Here is a 16,813-nt window from a genome sequence, read left to right on the forward strand (position 1 = left end):
CGTACGGCTTGCCGTCGTTTCGTCCAGTACCACTCCCTTCATCCTTCCAACCTGTCATCACCTCTAGCATCTTGCTGTCTCTTGCGAGGTGCTTTGTTTATGACCTTGAGTGCAACGGCGTTAGGGGTCACGTTGGTGACTATCGCCGCGTTTACCTTGATGGGCCTGCTGCAGGCCAGTCGCCACACCATCACCCTCGAAGACTACATGGTGAGCCGCAACAGTGTCGGCACCCAAGCCGCTCTGGCGACCATCGTGGCGTCGGCCATGGGCGCGTGGATTTTATTCAGCCCCCCGGAAGTCGGTGCCACCGCTGGCATTGCCGGGATTCTCGGTTACTGCATCGGCCAGGCCACGCCGTCGGCCATGTTCGCGTTTATGGGCACGCGCATTCGGTTTTTGATGCCCCACGGCCACTCGCTGAATGAGTATGTGCTGCACCGCTTTGGCAATGCGATGTACCTGCTGACGTTGGGCATCATCGTCTTCTACATGTTTGTGTATTTGACGGCGGAGCTGACGGCGATCGCCAAAGCGGTCGAACTCATGGCCGGAGTGCCCCTCTGGCTCACTGCGGTGCTTGTTATCTCGGCGGTGTTCATCTACACCACCGTCGGCGGACTGGCGGCGACCATCTTCACCGATGCGATTCAGTTCATCGTGATTGTGCCACTGCTGCTGCTGAGTTTTGCGATCGCCCTGATCGCCCTCGGGGGCTGGGGCACTGCCATTGAGCCCGTCACCCAATCTGCCCCGCAACTGCTCTCGCTGGCGAACGGTCCCGGCATCAAGTTTGGGGCGACGCTGGTGATTGCGGTGATTTCGGCGGAGATGTTCAACCAGGCGAACTGGCAGCGGATTTATGCCTGTCGGGATGATGTCGTGGTGCGGCGATCGTTCCTCGGCTCCTTTTTGGTCATCGTGCCGATGTTGTTCGTTGCGGGACTGCTCGGCATTTTGGCGATGCACTTTGGCTTCAATACCGATGTCGCCTTCTTCTCCCTCATCGAGGCTTTGGGCCTGCCCGGTTGGGTCAGCATTGCGGTGCTGGTGCTGGTGCTGGCGCTGGTCATGAGCAGCCTGGATACCCTGCTAAACGGGATTGCCAGCGTCTTCACCATTGATTTGGTGCGGTTCTTTCCGGCGATGCCGTCCACGGGCATTCTCCGCGCCTCCCGCATTCTCACGGTCGCGGTAGGGATTCCGGCGATTCTGATCGCCTCCCGTGGCTATAACGTGCTGTACCTGTTCCTGCTCGCGGACCTGGTGTGCGCTGGGGCGCTGTTCCCGGTGCTCTTTGGCCTTTACTCCCGGCGTCTGACCGGCTCAATGGCTTTCTGGAGTGCCCTGCTCGGCATTGGGGCCGGGGCGCTGTTCTTCCCCCGTCCCGACTTCAGCCCGTGGAATGCCTTGCCCTTTGCCGGCGATCTGCTCATCAGCTTTGCCGTGCCTATCGTGGTCTCTTTCCTGATTTCCATGATCTGGATTCAACTCAAGGCGCACCAGGGTGAAACCGAAGCCTTCGACTTCAGACGCTTGGACGAAGAGATTCGCGCCTATGGCGAAGCAGAGTCGGTGGCAGCGGCTGAAATGTCGAACTAAAGTCACCAATTTTCAGGTTTCAGGAGTGGCGTTGACATCTGGTGGAACCTCACCGCCTGCGGCACCTCTCCTTGCGAAGGAGAGGTTTATAAAAACTCCGGTTCCTCTCCTTGCCAAGGAGAGGCTAGGTGAGGTTTGTCCGATCGCTCAATCCTCCAGTCCCGAGGCGTGAAATCGGCTCTACTTATGACCTGAAACTTTGTTCCCCTCATCCCATGATTTCCCTAAATGTCAAAAATTGAGGTTAAACCTATGCGTACAGAATGGATTGCGAAACGCCAAGATCATCCCAACAAGTCCCAAATGCATTACGCGCGACAGGGCGTAATTACGGAAGAAATGGATTACGTGGCGAAGCGGGAAAACCTGCCTGCGGAGCTGATTCGCGATGAAGTGGCGCGGGGGCGGATGATCATTCCCGCGAATATCAACCACCCGAATTTGGAGCCGATGTGCATTGGCATTGCGTCAAAGTGCAAGGTGAATGCCAATATTGGCGCGTCGCCGAACTCGTCTGATATCGAGGAGGAAGTCGCCAAACTGCACCTGTCTGTCAAATATGGCGCGGATACGCTGATGGACTTATCTACGGGCGGCGGCGACCTGGACAAGATTCGCACGGCGATCATCCAAAACTCACCCATCCCCATCGGAACGGTGCCGATCTACCAGGCGTTGGAAAGTGTTCACGGCAACATCGAGCAGCTTGCGCCGGAAGACTTTTTGCACATCATCGAAAAGCACGCCCAGCAAGGGGTGGACTACATGACCATCCACGCCGGGATTTTGATTGAGCACTTGCCGCTGGTGCGCGATCGCATCACGGGCATTGTCTCTCGCGGTGGCGGCATTCTGGCTCGCTGGATGCTGCACCACCATCAGCAAAACCCCCTCTACACCCACTTTGCGGACATCATCGAGATTTTCAAAAAGTACGATGTCTCCTTTAGCCTGGGCGACTCCCTGCGGCCCGGTTGTCTGCACGACGCGACGGATGCGGCGCAACTGGCGGAACTGAAGACCCTAGGTGAACTGACCCGCAAAGCCTGGGAGCACGACGTGCAGGTGATGGTCGAAGGTCCGGGGCATGTGCCGATGGATCAGATTGACTACAACGTCAAAAAGCAGATGGAAGAGTGCTCCGAAGCGCCCTTTTACGTGCTGGGGCCATTGGTGACGGATATCGCGGCGGGGTATGACCACATCAGTTCCGCGATCGGGGCGGCGCTGGCGGGCTGGAGCGGGGCGGCGATGCTCTGCTACGTCACACCGAAAGAGCACCTGGGCTTACCCAACGCCGAAGATGTGCGGCAAGGACTGATCGCCTACAAGATTGCAGCCCACGCTGCCGACATTGCGCGGCATCGACCCGGAGCACGCGATCGCGACGATGCCATGTCCCACGCCCGCTACAACTTCGACTGGAACCGCCAGTTTGAGCTGTCCCTCGACCCCGAACGGGCGAAGGAATACCACGACGAAACCTTGCCCGCCGACATCTACAAAACCGCTGAGTTTTGCTCGATGTGCGGTCCCAAGTTCTGCCCGATGCAGACCAAAGTGGATGCTGACGCTCTGACCGAGTTGGAGAAGTTCCTGGCGCAAGAGGAATCAAGGCAAGGACAGGCCATGACGCAGGTCTAAGTGTTTAGCGCGCTGAGATATAGCGCCGCGTAGATAGCTCCGTACATCCCCACGCCTCGGAACAAGGGGCTTAAGCCCCTTGCCTGTTGGTACTTACTGCGGACTGCTATAACCACGATTAAGGCTGAGATGGAAACGCTTTCATCTCAGCCTTTTTTCATAGCTCAGGAATGCTGATGAGCGAGTCAACGGCGATCGCCACTTCTGGAAACGCCACTGGATAAATCACGCCCCCACTTACGATCTGACGAGTCACAAAATCGCCATTCTGCCCATCCTTGAACACGACCAACTGGCGATTGGCGATATCAATCACCCAATATTCGGGAATTCCCGCTGCGGCATAAACCCGACGCTTGGTTTCCAGATCGTAGGTCAAAGTCGTATCGGCAATTTCCACCAACCAATAAATATCTTCAGGATAGGGATGATGGGTGAGATAACGAGTATCCGGCAGCCGCACGATCGCAATATCCGGCTGGGGCTCAGACGTGCTTAGGGTAATGGGGTGAGCCTCGAAGACTTCGGCTTTGCCGCTCATCTGCTGACGTAAATAGGCGACACCCCGATGATTGACAAACCGATGAAATTGCCCCTCTGGAGCCATATCCCAAATTTCTCCCTGGATGAGTTCGCAGCGACGGCGATCGAGGATGCCAAGATCCCGCATCTGGTGATAATCGGCGACTGACCATTGGGTAAGCGTCCGCATGGCATGACTCCTCAGCGGCAAATCGTGAAACTAACCTGATCCTACTGCAAGGTTCTGGACTGGTTGAGGGTAGGGGGCGCGCTCCAACCACCCTGCCACCCTACCCCCGCCCAGTCCGATTACACTAAGGGGAGAGACCCTGGACGATCATGACCGCCATCTCTCCTCAGCTCTCTGCGGCTAGCTACCCTTCGACAGACGGTGAACCCGTGGCCGAAACCTTTGTGCATCTCTACGCCATGCTCATCACGCTGGAGGTGCTGCGCCAGTATTTGGCGGGTCAGCAGGCCACGGTGTTAAGCAATCAGTTTCTCTACTACGCTCAGGGCTTTCCCAAACTGCGCGTGGCCCCTGATGTCATGGTGATTTTTGAGGTTGAGCCCGGTGGCCGCGATAACTACAAGATTTGGGAAGAGGGCCAAACGCCTGCTGTCATTTTTGAAATGACCTCAGCCGGAACCCAGGAACAAGACCAGTCCTATAAAAAGACGCTGTACGCCCAGTTAGAGGTGGAGGAATACTGGCTGTTTGACCCCAAGGGCGAGTGGATACCGGAAAAGCTGCGGGGCTATCGCCTGCAAGGCGAGGAGTATGTGCCCATCACCGATAGCATTAGCCAGCGGCTCAACCTGCGTCTGGCGATCGAAGAGTCGCTGATCGGCTTTTATCGATTGGACACGGGGGAGAAGCTGCTGATTCCCGATGAACTCTCGGCAGCACTAGCCCAGGAGCGCCAACGCCGGGAAGAGTTGGAGGCGGAACTGGCCCGCTATCGTCAACAGTTTGGTGATTTGCCGACAGATTCTTAGCGATGATGTTCTGCCAACCTTATAGGTTGGGGGAGTTGTAGCGTGGGTTGAACCATAGGGCAACCCATGACAGCCTTTGCACCTGAAGGTCTCAGGCAGACCTGGACTATTGCAAATCAAATGACTCTAGGAAGGTGGTCGAATCTTCGACAGTGTCGGCACCTTCAGGGGAAACTACCAGCACTTGGTAGAGTCGATTATCTACCAGATAGATACGGGAATTGATTGTAGCGGCCTGTTCTTGATTCGCGTTGGCGCTAATAACCAGCGATCGCCCCGGATTCCCCTCAAGATCAATTACCTCTTCACTGATCAGGGTGCCGCCCAAGTTGTTGACCGCCCCATCGCGGCTGCTATCGAGCAAAGCCTGAGGATCGGTCTGCTCAATAATCTCAGTTGGATAGTCAGAATAAGCCACCACGTAAGCCGTATTTTCAGTCTCAGCCGTAAAGGTATAAATCTCGACTGGCCCGACCGGAGTCTCAACCGATTGCTGTGTTTCCTCAAAGGGGGCCGGAGCCGCAATCTCAAATTGCCCGGAGTCTGAAGTAAACATCTCTGGAGGCGGGGGAGCTTGGTTACAGGCCGTGAGCACCAAAAAGCCCACCAGTAAGCATTGACTGAGTCGATTTTTCATCATGTCATCGAGGGTACAGAGGTGAACACGAGCATTGCCAATCTGGAGGTTCCGTAAAGGTCTCAACGTTCTGGCCGAGGGCAACCTGCAGGTATCTGACAAGAAGCCAACAAACCCACATCAGCAACCAGTTAGCATCACTCATACTCAGAAAACGCATCCAGATCTTCCCAAGTGTCGAGCTGATCAAGATTGCCATCTAGCTCATACCGCAGGTCTTCAAGCGACTGCTTACGACTCCGTCGAGACACGCGCCGATACTTTTTTGCCTGTAACCGCGGTTCCGCCTGCAACTGCCCATCATCGGCAATCTTAAGCTTAAATGCCTCATCCGGTGTAGCGGAATCATGGGCCGCCTGGGCCTGCGTCTCACAATCCTCAAGGATTTGCCGATAATCAGTGTAGCGTTCCCAATCTTGCGAGACGGCACAGCCGGGTTCACCGCGATGCAAACAATCCGCAAACTGACAGCGGTGTTCGGCCAACTGAGCTCGAATTTCGGGGAAGCAGTTGGCCAGTTCGGTGGGAGTGCAAGTAATATCTGGCTGATTAAATCCTGGCGTATCGGCTAACAAGCCCCCCTGCGGCAGGTCAAACAGTTCAACGTGGCGAGTGGTGTGGCGACCGCGACCTAACTTGCCAGACACCGCATTCACCCGTAGTTGAGCCGCCGGAATCAAAGTATTAATCAGACTCGATTTGCCCACGCCCGAAGGACCAGAAACCACCGTAATGCGATCTTGCAAATGCGGTTTTAGGGCGTCTACCCCCCGCTGCGCTTGCACACTAATAAACTGGGGTTGATAGCCCCACTGAATAAGTCGTTGCTGCCAGTTGGTTTGCACGGCGGCGGTGACTAAATCCTGTTTGTTTAAACAGAGACAAATCTGCAGCCCAGTCAGCTCAGCTTTGACCAAAAAGCGGGTGAGTTGATGGCAGTCTAAGGCAGGCTCAGCGATCGCAAATACCAGCAGAATTTGATCGGCATTCGCAACCGGAGGGCGATCGAGTTGGGTAGAGCGGGGATGTACGGCAGCGATCGCCCCGCGCTGCCCGGCCCAGTCTGGTTGCTCGACCTCCACGTGATCGCCCACCATAACTTGCTGCCCCACCTTCTTGAGTCGCGCCCGTCGGGTACACAGTAGTTCAGTGACTGGCAACGAGGGATACTCCAGCGTGGGCTGTAGCTTAACGAGATAATAATTAGCCTGAACCGCAATCACCGTACCGAGCAGCGTGGCACTTGTCAGTTCCAAAGAGTCAACCGCCGATGATGCCATAAAGTTACGACCGGGTATTGCGTACCTGTAGGGCATAGTAACGGTCTTTTTCGATCAATTGCTCAATCACATAGCCGTCCATTTTGAGGCTATGGGGCACCTGAACAACGGGTTCACCACCATCAATCCACACTTCCAGCAACTCACCGGCAGGCATTTGCTGCAGCTGCAGCTTAGTCCGAACAAAGTTGATCGGGCAGGGCGTACCTCTCAGATCTAGCTGACGGTCGGGCGCAGCGGCAGTATTGCTGGCAGGCTCACTCATCCGCGAAACAAGCCCCCTAAAAAGCCTTCAATGCCGCCGCCCTTGCTGACGCGATCGCCCCGCATTTCCGCCAATTTCTCAACCAGTTCTCGCTCTTCCGGCTTCAGCCGTGTCGGAATTTGCACCTGCACAGTAATTAAATGTGCTCCCCGACTAACGGGGTTGCCCAACTTCGGGACGCCGCGATTTTCCAGCGTCAGTACAGTATTCGGCTGCGTTCCCGCTGGCACCTCTAGGTCAACCTTGCCATCCACCGTATCAACCTCAATTTTGGCCCCTAAGATTGCCTGTAAGTAGGTGATTTTCAAATCCGACAGGATATTGATGCCATCGCGACGAAAATGACTGTCTTCTTCGACAAAGAGATAGACGTATAAATCGCCAGCAGTGCCGCCTTTCTGGCCGGCGTCTCCTTCGCCCGAGACCCGCAGACGAGTGCCATTATCCACCCCAGCGGGAATGGTAATTTTCAGCTTCTTACTTTCTTGACGCTGACCGCTGCCGCCACAGGTTTCACAGCGCTCTTCCACCATTTCGCCTGTGCCACTGCATGTCGGGCAGGCCGACACCTGCGCAAAGCTTCCGAAAGGAGTGCGAGTCGTGCGTCTGACTTGGCCATTACCGCTGCAGGTAGTACAAGTAACTGGACGAGTTCCAGGTTTTGCCCCCGTGCCGTTACAGGTATTACAGGTTTCTAAATGGCCAATTTTGATTTCTTTTTCGCCCCCAAACACTGCCTCTTTAAAGCTGAGCTTAAGGTCTAAACGTAAATCATCACCGCGTTTCGGTCCCCGGCGGCGAGAAGAGCCCGCTGTCGCACCACCGAAGCCACCAAAGAAGCTCTCAAAGATATCGGCAAAACCGCCCATATCTCCCATATCCTGAAAGCCACCACCAGCAGCGGCTCCACCGACCCCAGCGTCGCCAAATCGATCATATCTGGCCCTGACGTCGGGTTCTGACAATACCTCATAAGCCCGATTGACCTCTTTAAAGAGTTCTTCCGCGCCGTCTTCTTTGTTTACGTCAGGATGGTATTTGCGCGCGAGGCGACGATAGGCTCGCTTTATCTCTTCTTGATCGGCGCTGCGAGCAACACCAAGGACTTCATAGTAATCACGCGCCATGGACGTTTATTGCCAATGCTGAGTCAACGTTAAGATACATTCGTTCATTTTACGGGAGGTCGTCGGAATTAAAATTCCGACTTTTCCCAGCAGTTAACAAGGCTAGTCAATCGCCTCGTAATCAGCAGTAATGGTTGCATCTAAGTCGATACTATCATCTGCCTCTTGGGGCTCGGCGGACTGAGCTACGGTTTCAGCCACTTCATCGTCAGAGACCTCAACATTAAAATCAACTGAATCACCGTCTTGTTCGCCGTTTTGCCGATACAAGGTAGCACCAATATCAAATAGAGCCTGCTGTAAACCATCCATGGCTTGCCGTAACTCTTCGGGGGTGATCCCTTTTTCTTGCATTGCCACACGCAACTCAGTTGCTTTTTCTTCAGCGGAGGCTTTGAGTGCTGGGCTCATCAGCTCACTGTTATCCCGCATGGTGGCCTCATAACTATAGAACAAGTTATCGGCCTGGTTAATCAGGTCTGCCACCTGCCGCCGCCGCTCGTCTTCATCAGCGAAGTCTTCGGCTTCTAAGCGCATTTTTTCGACTTCGTCTTTGCTGAGGCCACCAGTGTTGGTAATACGAATGCTCTGAGCGCGTCCAGTCCCTTTATCGCGAGCTGAGACTTGCAAAATGCCGTCGGCGTCAATTTCAAACGCGACTTCAATCTGCGGTACGCCTCGGGGTGCAGGGGGAATGCCCGTGAGCTGGAATTTACCCAGACTCTTATTGTCTTTAGCCATGGCGCGTTCGCCTTGGAGGGCATGTACCTCAACCGAGGTTTGACCGTCCGTGGCGGTCGAAAAGATCTGAGACTTACTGGTCGGAATAGTGGTGTTGCGCTCAATCACTTTAGTAAACACTTCGCCCAAGGTCTCAATACCTAAGGAGAGAGGAGTCACGTCGAGTAAGAGCAAATCTTTGACTTCGCCGCCTAAAACCCCCGCTTGAATGGAGGCCCCCAGCGCCACAGCTTCGTCAGGATTGACTGAGCGATCAGGGGCTTGCCCGCCAAAAAACTCTGAAATAGCTGACTGCACTGAGGGAATCCGAGTGGATCCGCCCACTAATAAGATGCGATTGATTTCATCCGGGCCGAGGTCAGCATCTTTCAGCGCCTGCTTCACCGGCTCAAGAGTGCCTTCAATTAAGTCTTTTGCCTGCTGTTCAAATTGAGACCGGCTCAAACTCATTTCTAAATGCTTGGGACCAGTCTCATCTGCGGTAATAAAGGGCAGATTGATCGAAGTAGTTTGCATGGAAGACAGCTCGATCTTGGCTTTTTCAGCGGCTTCTCGAATCCGCTGCAGAGCCATGCGATCAGCCGATAAGTCAATGCCTTCGGATTCTCGGAAAGCTTCGATCATCCATTGTGCGATCGCGTTATCAAAGTCATCGCCGCCTAGATGGTTATTGCCAGAAGTGGCTCTCACTTCAAAGACGCCATCGCCTAACTGCAAAATCGAGACATCAAAAGTGCCGCCCCCCAAGTCAAATACCAAAATGGTTTGATCTTGGTCTTGCTTGTCGAGTCCGTAAGCCAAAGCTGCCGCGGTCGGCTCATTAATAATGCGCAACACTTCGAGGCCCGCGATCGTGCCGGCGTCTTTAGTGGCTTGGCGTTGTGCATCAGTGAAATAGGCAGGGACGGTAATTACCGCTTGAGTGACATCTTCGCCCAGATAAGCTTCGGCATCTTGCTTCAGCTTTTGCAAAATCATCGCCGAAACTTCCTGCGGGGTATAAGTTTTCCCGCGAATTTCGACATCAACAGTGTTGTCGCGCCCAGAGACGCACACATAGGGAACTCGCGATCGCTCCGTATTTGTGTCATCCCATCGACGACCGATAAAACGTTTAATGCTGTAAACGGTGTTTTCTGCATTGGTCACAGCTTGCCGCTTAGCGAGCTGTCCAACTAACCGTTCACCATTTTTGCCAAAACCGACAATGCTAGGCGTGGTTCTACCACCCTCAACATTGGTAATCACAAAAGGTTGTCCACCTTCTAAAACGGCGACACAGCTGTTGGTAGTTCCCAGGTCTATTCCGATGACTTTGCCCATAACTCGCAGCTTCTTACGATTCGGATGAATGTGCAGGAGCGCCTTCGCAACTCAACGTTAGCTCATCTTCCAAGAAATCACCGAGTAAACCGGATCTTCCCCTGAATTTGCCTCCCTGATGTTCAGCATTCCCAACATTGCCTCTAGGTCATAAGCCTTGTTCAAGAAACCTTAAAAAAACGCCTACTTCTAGCTAGGGTGAAGCGACCGAGTCAACAGCCTGGAAAGCTTACGATTGCTTAACGAGCACCAAACATCAAACATTTAAGCGCAGCCATCTTGCTTGATACCGTCAGCAGTCATCTTGCTGGTGTCTGCCAACACGACACGATGGCCACGCGGTGGCTTGCCGTCACCTAATCGGTAACATCCCTACCTAGCTATCGGCTGCTTCATCATTAGCCGCGCCGCTGCTGGGCTCGGGCTCTGCAGCGACCTTGACCATCGCATGACGTAAGACGCGATCGCCAATCATGTAGCCTCTCACCAATTCCTCCATGACAGTACCTTCTGGATGATCCGCCGTCGGTTCCCGCATCACAGCTTCGTGCAAATTGGGATCAAACTCCTGACCTTCTGCCCGCATTGCTGAGACGCCCAACCGCTTCAAGCAATCTACCAACTGCTTATAAACACTTTGGTAGCTCTTATGAATGGTCATTTCGGCCTCAGTTTGAGGCTTAATTTGAGCCCGTGCCCGCTCAAAGTTATCAATCACGGGCAACAACTCAGTGATGGTATTGCGCTTGATCTGCACTTCTTGCTCATCACGCTCTTTGCTGTTGCGACGACGATAATTCTCAAAGTCAGCCGCAATTCGCATGTATTGACTGGTGCGATCTTCCAACTGCGCCTTGAGGGCATTCACCTCAGACTGCAAAGTTGCCATGCCAGCGTCATTCGCAGCCGGTTCAGAACTACCAGTCGCTTCAGGGGGACTGTCGGTTTCCTGGGTTAATTCTTCAACTGTGCTCTCCACAAAAGCGCTTTCGACATCGATATCGATAGCGCCATCCTCCACACGCAACTCTTCCACCTCATCCATTGGCTTTTCTTCTGCCATGTTGAAGTTCTCCGAAGAAGTATCTGTGGGTCGAGATTCGTCAACCATGTTGCTCATAACCTAAAACAGTTCTACACAGGAAAGGCCGCGTCTATACCTCGAGCAGACTCAAGGGCGATCGCGCCAACGCCGATCAAAGACTTAATAGCAAAAATATCAATTTATTGCGCTAACAGACCACTAATGTTAACGGCTAATCGCTTCGTAGCCTAGTGCCCCTGGGCCAACAGAACGTGAACTCAGCGATCCCCCCTTCGTAACTCAAGTTGCCCGCCCAGTCATATTTTTCGCCATCAATAGCACCCAGTTTTCATAAAGTCTTGGTAAATTATGTGGCAGTCCGCACCCTCTCGAGAAGACAGACTACAAGCGACAGATATTATCAACATCTCATCAGATGACGCTGCCAATCAACGCTCCACTCTTCGCACTCATCCCTTCAGCTTGGTGATTTAGCCACTGTCTTCAACCGGCGATCCCCAAAATCAAGTTAGTCATTCAGTCGATTACACGCCTACCCCAACAAGATTGGGAATTCACCGAGCGACCTACCCTAATGCATCCCTCGACTGCTCGCCTTCCACTCTTCAAAGTTGACATCCCTTAACAAAGCTCGCGCCCAAAAGCACAGACTTATGATGAGAAGGCTATCATCGAGCCATCTCGGATGCCCTTTACGGGGGTGCATCCTGTTCAAACAAGCTTGCTAGCATCACTTAGCTCGTTTCTGGCAGGCTCAATTGATGACATCTCAGGGCTTTGAGGGCACACTAATGCCGTGCATCATGCCAGACGTTTTCGGTTCTGCCGATTTATTCACCTAGTCCCCTTGCATCCGCTATGACGAATTCCTCACAGCGCCGCGCTCTCGTTTTACAACGCAGCTTTTCTCCCTTTGGCAACAAGCTGATTCAATCAGGTCTAGTCGATGGGGAGCAGATGCAGCAGGCTTTAGCGGAAAGTCGTCGATCAGGCCGAGCCCTGACCGACGTTCTGGAATCTTTAACCGGACAACAACTCTCCCCCGAGCTCGTCCGCCAGTATAAAAAGCAGCAGCTCTTTGAACTCAAAATTCTTTACGGCATTGAATCAGTCGACCCTGAACTCGATGCCCTGTCATCAGCTCAAGTCGGTCAATTCATTGACACCTTGATCCCGGTGGATATCTGCCGTCGACACCAACTAGTTCCGCTATCCCGTGAAGAAGGCGAAGATCCTTCAGTGTTGGTGGCGATGGTTGATCCTGAAAACCTGGAAGCCCAAGATGACCTGAACCGAATCTTGCGCCCGCAAGGACTCCGGCTGCGGCGGATGGTCATTACAGTTGAGGATTACCAACGTTTAATCTCTGGCTATTTAGACGAAAAAGTGGCCAAAGAAAAGCAACGGGACATGGAGCAGGCTGTAGATGTGCAGGCTGATCTAGAGGATCTAGATTTTGATGCGTCGGCCCTCGAAGACGTCAATGAAGAAGAAGCGGATCTGAATGATGCTCTGCAAGATGCTGGTGCGGCCCCAGTGATTGCCTTGGTCAACAAAGTATTAGTGAAAGCGTTGCAAGAAGGCGTTTCCGATATTCATATTGAGCCTCAAGAAGAATTCCTGCGAATTCGTTTCCGTAAGGATGGTGTGCTGCGCGAGTCGTTTCCTAAATTCCCGAAAAAGATTATTCCTGCGGTTACAGCTCGCTTCAAGATTATTTCTGAGTTGGATATTGCCGAAAGACGCATGCCTCAAGACGGTCGGATTCGGCGGATGTTTCAAGGTCGCAAGATTGACTTTCGGGTGAGCACCCTACCGAGTCGATACGGTGAAAAAGTAGTGCTGCGAATCTTGGATAACTCATCGACACAGTTGGGTATCGATAAGTTGATTACCGACGAAGAATCACTCAAAATCGTGCGAGAAATGGCGTCTCGCCCTTACGGCTTGATTTTGGTGACCGGACCAACAGGATCAGGTAAAACGACGACACTATATTCTTTGCTGTCTGAGCGCAACGATCCCGGCATCAATATCAGTACAGCAGAAGACCCAATTGAATATGCATTACCGGGCATTACTCAGGTACAGGTCATTCGCGAAAAGGGGATGGATTTCGCCTCAATTTTGCGCGCCTTCTTACGGCAAGATCCTGACGTCATTCTGGTTGGTGAGACCCGCGACCCCGAAACGGCTAAGACGGCAATTGAGGCAGCACTGACGGGACACCTCGTACTGACGACCCTACATACCAACGATGCCGCAGGGGCGATCGCCCGCCTCGAAGAAATGGGCATGGAAGGCTTTCAGGTATCAAGCTCTCTGATCGGAGTCCTCGCCCAACGCCTCATGCGCAAAGTCTGTGATGAGTGCTGCATTGCTTACACCCCCAGCGCCGAAGAACTCGCTCGATTTGGTCTCACAGCAGCCGGCGATTCAGAACTCACTATCTACAAAGCTAACGTCTTATCCCTTGAACAAATTAACGAGGCCAAAGCCTCTGGCACTTTCTGTGAAAAATGTCAGGGTATTGGCTATAAGGGGCGAGTCGGCGTTTATGAAGTCATGCAAATGACCGAAACCCTACAAAAACTCGTCTCCGATGGCGTACCCACCGAGCAAATCAAAGAAGTTGCCGTCGAAGAAGGCATGAAAACACTTCTCGCCTACAGCCTTAACCTGGTGCGACAGGGCTATACAACCCTCGACGAGGTGGAACGAGTCACCTTTACAGACACCGGACTGGAAGCCGAACTCAAAGCCCGCCGCAAGAGTTCTCTAACTTGCGAAACCTGCCATGCAGAACTGCAACAAGATTGGCTCGATTGCCCCTATTGTTTAACACCAAGATTTAAGTCTTAGTGTTGAGCAAGCAGTCAGTTGACCGGTGAGCCAGCAGCTCCCCCGACGATTCCCTAATCACCCTAATCACACGAGGTAATGCCATGGAAATGATGATTGAAGACCTGATGGAAGAAGTGATTGAGCGCGGCGGTTCAGATCTTCACCTCTCAGCTGGACTCCCGCCTTACATTCGCATTAGCGGTAAGCTCACGCCCACAGAGCACGAGCCCATGAGTCCAGAAGCCTGCCAGCGGCTGATTTTCAGTATGCTGAACAATAGCCAACGGAAAGCCCTCGAGCAGAACTGGGAATTGGATTGTTCCTACGGTGTGAAAGGTCTTGCACGTTTCCGGGTCAATGTTTATAAGGATCGGGGCACCTACGCCGCTTGCCTACGAGCTCTAAGCTCAAAGATCCCCAGCATGGATGTTCTCGGCTTACCCCCGATCGTTCGTGAATTGTCTGAAAAGCCTCGCGGCTTGATTCTGGTTACTGGGCCGACGGGTTCTGGTAAATCCACAACCTTAGCCTCCATGATCAATGAGATCAACTTGACTCGACCAGAGCACATTTTGACCGTTGAAGACCCGATCGAATTTGTCTACGAACCGATCAAAAGCCTGATTCATCAACGGCAAATTGGAGAAGATACTAAGAGCTTTGGGAATGCCCTCAAAGCAGCTTTACGGGAAGATCCAGACGTTATCCTAGTGGGCGAAATGCGAGATTTGGAAACGATCTCCCTAGCCATCTCAGCCGCTGAAACAGGCCACTTAGTATTTGGTACATTGCACACCAGTTCAGCGTCTCAAACCGTTGACCGGATGATTGACGTCTTTCCCCCAGAACAGCAAACTCAAGTCCGCGTACAGTTATCCAACTCACTCGTCGCCGTCCTTAGCCAGTGTTTAGTACCAAAGGCAAATCCTAAACCAGGTGAATTTGGACGAGTCATGGCTCAAGAAATCATGATCGTCACCCCAGCGATTTCCAACCTAATTCGAGAAGGGAAGTCAGCCCAAATTTATGGGGCTATCCAAACGGGTGGCAAACTATCTATGCAGACTTTAGAAAAAGTCTTAGCTGACCTCTACAAAGAAGGAAGCATTTCCTTCGAAGCAGCAATGTCAAAAACATCACGCCCTGATGAGCTACAGCGATTGCTTGAAGGCATAGGCGCGGGGGCAGCTAAGCAGCAGGCAGCTGCAGGACGACGGCGGTAAGTTTTTGAGTGCTGCCAATGATCGCTAGTTCATTGGCAGCTGATTTACCCACTCAGCACATTCAACAGCTGAAAGAGTATTATTCAGCTGAAGTCTAGAGCACCAACGCAAAGAATTTACACTGCTGCGGACCACTCTAAATGCTGTGTGCTAACGTATCGATATCAAATTCACCATCGGTTGCGAGCATATCTACGGGCTACTAGAAAGGTGTCATTTGAGAGATGCCGAGTCGTTATTTGTTGATGTCTGAAAATTATGCCTACTTATGTTGCTACTGGACGAGATAGTTCAGGTCGTGAGCGCAAAGAGAAAGTTGCGGCATCAAATCCGAATGAAGCTCGCAATTTGCTAAAGGAACAAGGGCTGTTTATCCAAGATTTGAAAGAAGAGAAGGGCTTTAGCTTCTCGATGGATTCAATCAGCATGGCCCTCACTTCTGTCTCTGTTAAAGATAAAGCAGTTTTTTCTCGACAGTTTGCCGCCTTAGTCAATGCTGGCGTAGCTCTTGTCCGAGGATTAGGTGTGCTTTCTGAAGAATGTCCAAACCCTAAGCTCAAACGAGCACTAGAAGACATTAATAGTGATGTCCAGCAAGGCACCAGTCTTTCTGAAGCTATGTCAAAGCACCCCAGTTGTTTTGACAAGTTGTATGTCAGTCTTGTCCAAGCAGGAGAGGTCGGTGGTGTTTTAGATGAAGTGCTGAACCGCTTGGCTAAGCTCTTAGAAGATTTGAATCGATTACAAAATCAGATCAAATCTGCCATGGCTTATCCGGTCACGGTTTCTCTTCTTGCCATTATTATTTTTGTGGCAATGACAGTTTTTCTGTTGCCAACTTTCGCCGAGATCTTTGAAGAACTCGGAGCACAGTTGCCTCTATTCACCCGCATTATGTTGGGCATTAGCGCCTTCTTACGCAATGTGGTGAACTGGGTCATCATTGCTGCGGTAGTGTTTGGAGTCTCATTTGCATACAAGCGTTACTATGCAACGGATAGTGGAGAGCGCACAATGGACGGGCTGTTTCTGAAGCTGCCTTTATTTGGCGATTTGGTCCAGAAAACTGCAACTGCTCGCTTTTGTCGCACTTTTGGCTCTTTATCTCGCTCTGGCGTGCCGATTTTGACCTCGTTAGAGATTGTGCGTGATACGGCTGGTAACCGCGTGATTTCAGATGCAATCGACGAAGCAAGAGATGAAATTCAAACAGGTGGCATGATCAGTCTTGCCTTGCAAAAACACCGAGTTTTCCCTGCTATGGCGATTCAAATGATTAGTATTGGCGAGGAAACCGGGGAACTCGACGCAATGCTAATGAAGGTGGCAGATTTTTACGAGGATGAAGTTGAGCAAGCAGTGAAGGCCCTTACTAGCATTATGGAGCCTTTCATGATTGTGATTTTGGGTGGGATGGTCGGTTCCATTTTGGTCTCGATGTATTTGCCCATGTTTAAGATTATGGAAGTTGTCGGATAATCCTCAGTACAAGGACAAAAGTTTTAGAGCCTGATTAAATTCAGAACGCCGCAGGGAGAAGTCCGAGAAAGTGCGCCTGAGA

Annotated in this window: 13 protein-coding genes; 6 read left to right on the forward strand and 7 right to left on the reverse strand. The window is 52.3% G+C overall.

Translation table 11 applies throughout. The annotated features are described in order from the left end of the window. Positions 1–99: 99 nt before the first annotated feature. Together DYY88_RS13940 and thiC are read left to right on the forward strand one after the other, a co-directional pair. Positions 100–1,602 carry a sodium:solute symporter family transporter gene (locus tag DYY88_RS13940; RefSeq protein WP_039727338.1) on the forward strand — a complete coding sequence of 501 codons (1,503 nt, stop codon included), beginning with the start codon at positions 100–102 and terminating at the stop codon, positions 1,600–1,602. Between the two features lie 252 nt (positions 1,603–1,854). Beyond that, entirely contained in the window at positions 1,855–3,246 is a 1,392-nt protein-coding gene (thiC, locus tag DYY88_RS13945) for a phosphomethylpyrimidine synthase (RefSeq protein ID WP_039727337.1), read from the forward strand. Positions 3,247–3,403: 157 nt separating this feature from the next. Here the strand turns inward: thiC and DYY88_RS13950 are convergent, their stop codons facing one another. Next, entirely contained in the window at positions 3,404–3,958 is a 555-nt protein-coding gene (locus DYY88_RS13950; protein ID WP_039727336.1) for a Uma2 family endonuclease, read from the reverse strand. 149 nt (positions 3,959–4,107) lie between these two features. Here DYY88_RS13950 and DYY88_RS13955 point away from each other — a divergent pair, with 149 nt between their 5' ends. Continuing rightward, positions 4,108–4,767, forward strand: coding sequence for a Uma2 family endonuclease (locus DYY88_RS13955; RefSeq protein ID WP_039727335.1), 660 nt, complete (start codon positions 4,108–4,110; stop codon positions 4,765–4,767). Between the two features lie 106 nt (positions 4,768–4,873). On the opposite strand, the gene DYY88_RS13960 is transcribed toward DYY88_RS13955, so the two are convergent. From DYY88_RS13960 to grpE, 6 genes are all read right to left on the reverse strand, one after another. Then, positions 4,874–5,404 carry a hypothetical protein gene (locus tag DYY88_RS13960; protein ID WP_130199437.1) on the reverse strand — a complete coding sequence of 177 codons (531 nt, stop codon included), beginning with the start codon at positions 5,402–5,404 and terminating at the stop codon, positions 4,874–4,876. 137 nt (positions 5,405–5,541) lie between these two features. Then, positions 5,542–6,684 (reverse strand): small ribosomal subunit biogenesis GTPase RsgA, encoded by a 1,143-nt coding sequence (gene rsgA / locus DYY88_RS13965; protein WP_039727332.1) that lies wholly within the window; start codon positions 6,682–6,684, stop codon positions 5,542–5,544. A 4-nt stretch (positions 6,685–6,688) separates the two neighbouring features. After that, positions 6,689–6,949: a sulfurtransferase TusA family protein gene (locus DYY88_RS13970; RefSeq protein ID WP_039727330.1), complete on the reverse strand. Its 261-nt coding sequence runs from the start codon at positions 6,947–6,949 to the stop codon at positions 6,689–6,691. Continuing rightward, the gene (dnaJ, locus tag DYY88_RS13975; protein WP_039727329.1) at positions 6,946–8,076 is read right to left on the reverse strand and encodes a molecular chaperone DnaJ; all 1,131 of its coding nucleotides are present in this window, start codon (positions 8,074–8,076) and stop codon (positions 6,946–6,948) included. Before dnaJ ends, DYY88_RS13970 begins: the two co-directional genes overlap by 4 nt. 102 nt (positions 8,077–8,178) lie before the next feature. Next, positions 8,179–10,140, reverse strand: coding sequence for a molecular chaperone DnaK (dnaK, locus tag DYY88_RS13980; protein WP_039727328.1), 1,962 nt, complete (start codon positions 10,138–10,140; stop codon positions 8,179–8,181). A 376-nt stretch (positions 10,141–10,516) separates the two neighbouring features. Next, complete coding sequence (gene grpE / locus DYY88_RS13985; protein WP_039727327.1) at positions 10,517–11,251, reverse strand: nucleotide exchange factor GrpE; 735 nt, start codon at positions 11,249–11,251, stop codon at positions 10,517–10,519. A 792-nt stretch (positions 11,252–12,043) separates the two neighbouring features. On the opposite strand from grpE, the gene DYY88_RS13990 reads away from it, so the two are divergent. The 3 genes from DYY88_RS13990 (at position 12,044) to DYY88_RS14000 (ending at position 16,731) form a co-directional block, all read left to right on the forward strand. Next, positions 12,044–14,047, forward strand: coding sequence for a GspE/PulE family protein (locus DYY88_RS13990; RefSeq protein ID WP_039727326.1), 2,004 nt, complete (start codon positions 12,044–12,046; stop codon positions 14,045–14,047). 83 nt (positions 14,048–14,130) lie between these two features. Next, entirely contained in the window at positions 14,131–15,252 is a 1,122-nt protein-coding gene (locus tag DYY88_RS13995) for a type IV pilus twitching motility protein PilT (RefSeq protein ID WP_039727325.1), read from the forward strand. 258 nt (positions 15,253–15,510) lie between these two features. Next, positions 15,511–16,731: a type II secretion system F family protein gene (locus tag DYY88_RS14000; protein WP_039727323.1), complete on the forward strand. Its 1,221-nt coding sequence runs from the start codon at positions 15,511–15,513 to the stop codon at positions 16,729–16,731. The last annotated feature ends 82 nt before the right edge of the window (positions 16,732–16,813 follow it).

The organism is Leptolyngbya iicbica LK (assembly GCF_004212215.1).
In the GTDB taxonomy this organism is placed as follows: domain Bacteria; phylum Cyanobacteriota; class Cyanobacteriia; order Phormidesmidales; family Phormidesmidaceae; genus Halomicronema; species Halomicronema iicbica.

What these genes read in the sequence shown, in the direction of transcription:
- DYY88_RS13940 (WP_039727338.1), top strand. Translation starts at nt 100, where the DNA reads ATGACCTTGAGTGCAACGGCGTTAGGGGTCACGTTGGTGACTATCGCC.
- thiC (WP_039727337.1), top strand. Translation starts at nt 1,855, where the DNA reads ATGCGTACAGAATGGATTGCGAAACGCCAAGATCATCCCAACAAGTCC.
- DYY88_RS13950 (WP_039727336.1), bottom strand. Translation starts at nt 3,958, where the DNA reads ATGCGGACGCTTACCCAATGGTCAGTCGCCGATTATCACCAGATGCGG.
- DYY88_RS13955 (WP_039727335.1), top strand. Translation starts at nt 4,108, where the DNA reads ATGACCGCCATCTCTCCTCAGCTCTCTGCGGCTAGCTACCCTTCGACA.
- DYY88_RS13960 (WP_130199437.1), bottom strand. Translation starts at nt 5,404, where the DNA reads ATGAAAAATCGACTCAGTCAATGCTTACTGGTGGGCTTTTTGGTGCTC.
- rsgA (WP_039727332.1), bottom strand. Translation starts at nt 6,684, where the DNA reads ATGGCATCATCGGCGGTTGACTCTTTGGAACTGACAAGTGCCACGCTG.
- DYY88_RS13970 (WP_039727330.1), bottom strand. Translation starts at nt 6,949, where the DNA reads ATGAGTGAGCCTGCCAGCAATACTGCCGCTGCGCCCGACCGTCAGCTA.
- dnaJ (WP_039727329.1), bottom strand. Translation starts at nt 8,076, where the DNA reads ATGGCGCGTGATTACTATGAAGTCCTTGGTGTTGCTCGCAGCGCCGAT.
- dnaK (WP_039727328.1), bottom strand. Translation starts at nt 10,140, where the DNA reads ATGGGCAAAGTCATCGGAATAGACCTGGGAACTACCAACAGCTGTGTC.
- grpE (WP_039727327.1), bottom strand. Translation starts at nt 11,251, where the DNA reads ATGGTTGACGAATCTCGACCCACAGATACTTCTTCGGAGAACTTCAAC.
- DYY88_RS13990 (WP_039727326.1), top strand. Translation starts at nt 12,044, where the DNA reads ATGACGAATTCCTCACAGCGCCGCGCTCTCGTTTTACAACGCAGCTTT.
- DYY88_RS13995 (WP_039727325.1), top strand. Translation starts at nt 14,131, where the DNA reads ATGGAAATGATGATTGAAGACCTGATGGAAGAAGTGATTGAGCGCGGC.
- DYY88_RS14000 (WP_039727323.1), top strand. Translation starts at nt 15,511, where the DNA reads ATGCCTACTTATGTTGCTACTGGACGAGATAGTTCAGGTCGTGAGCGC.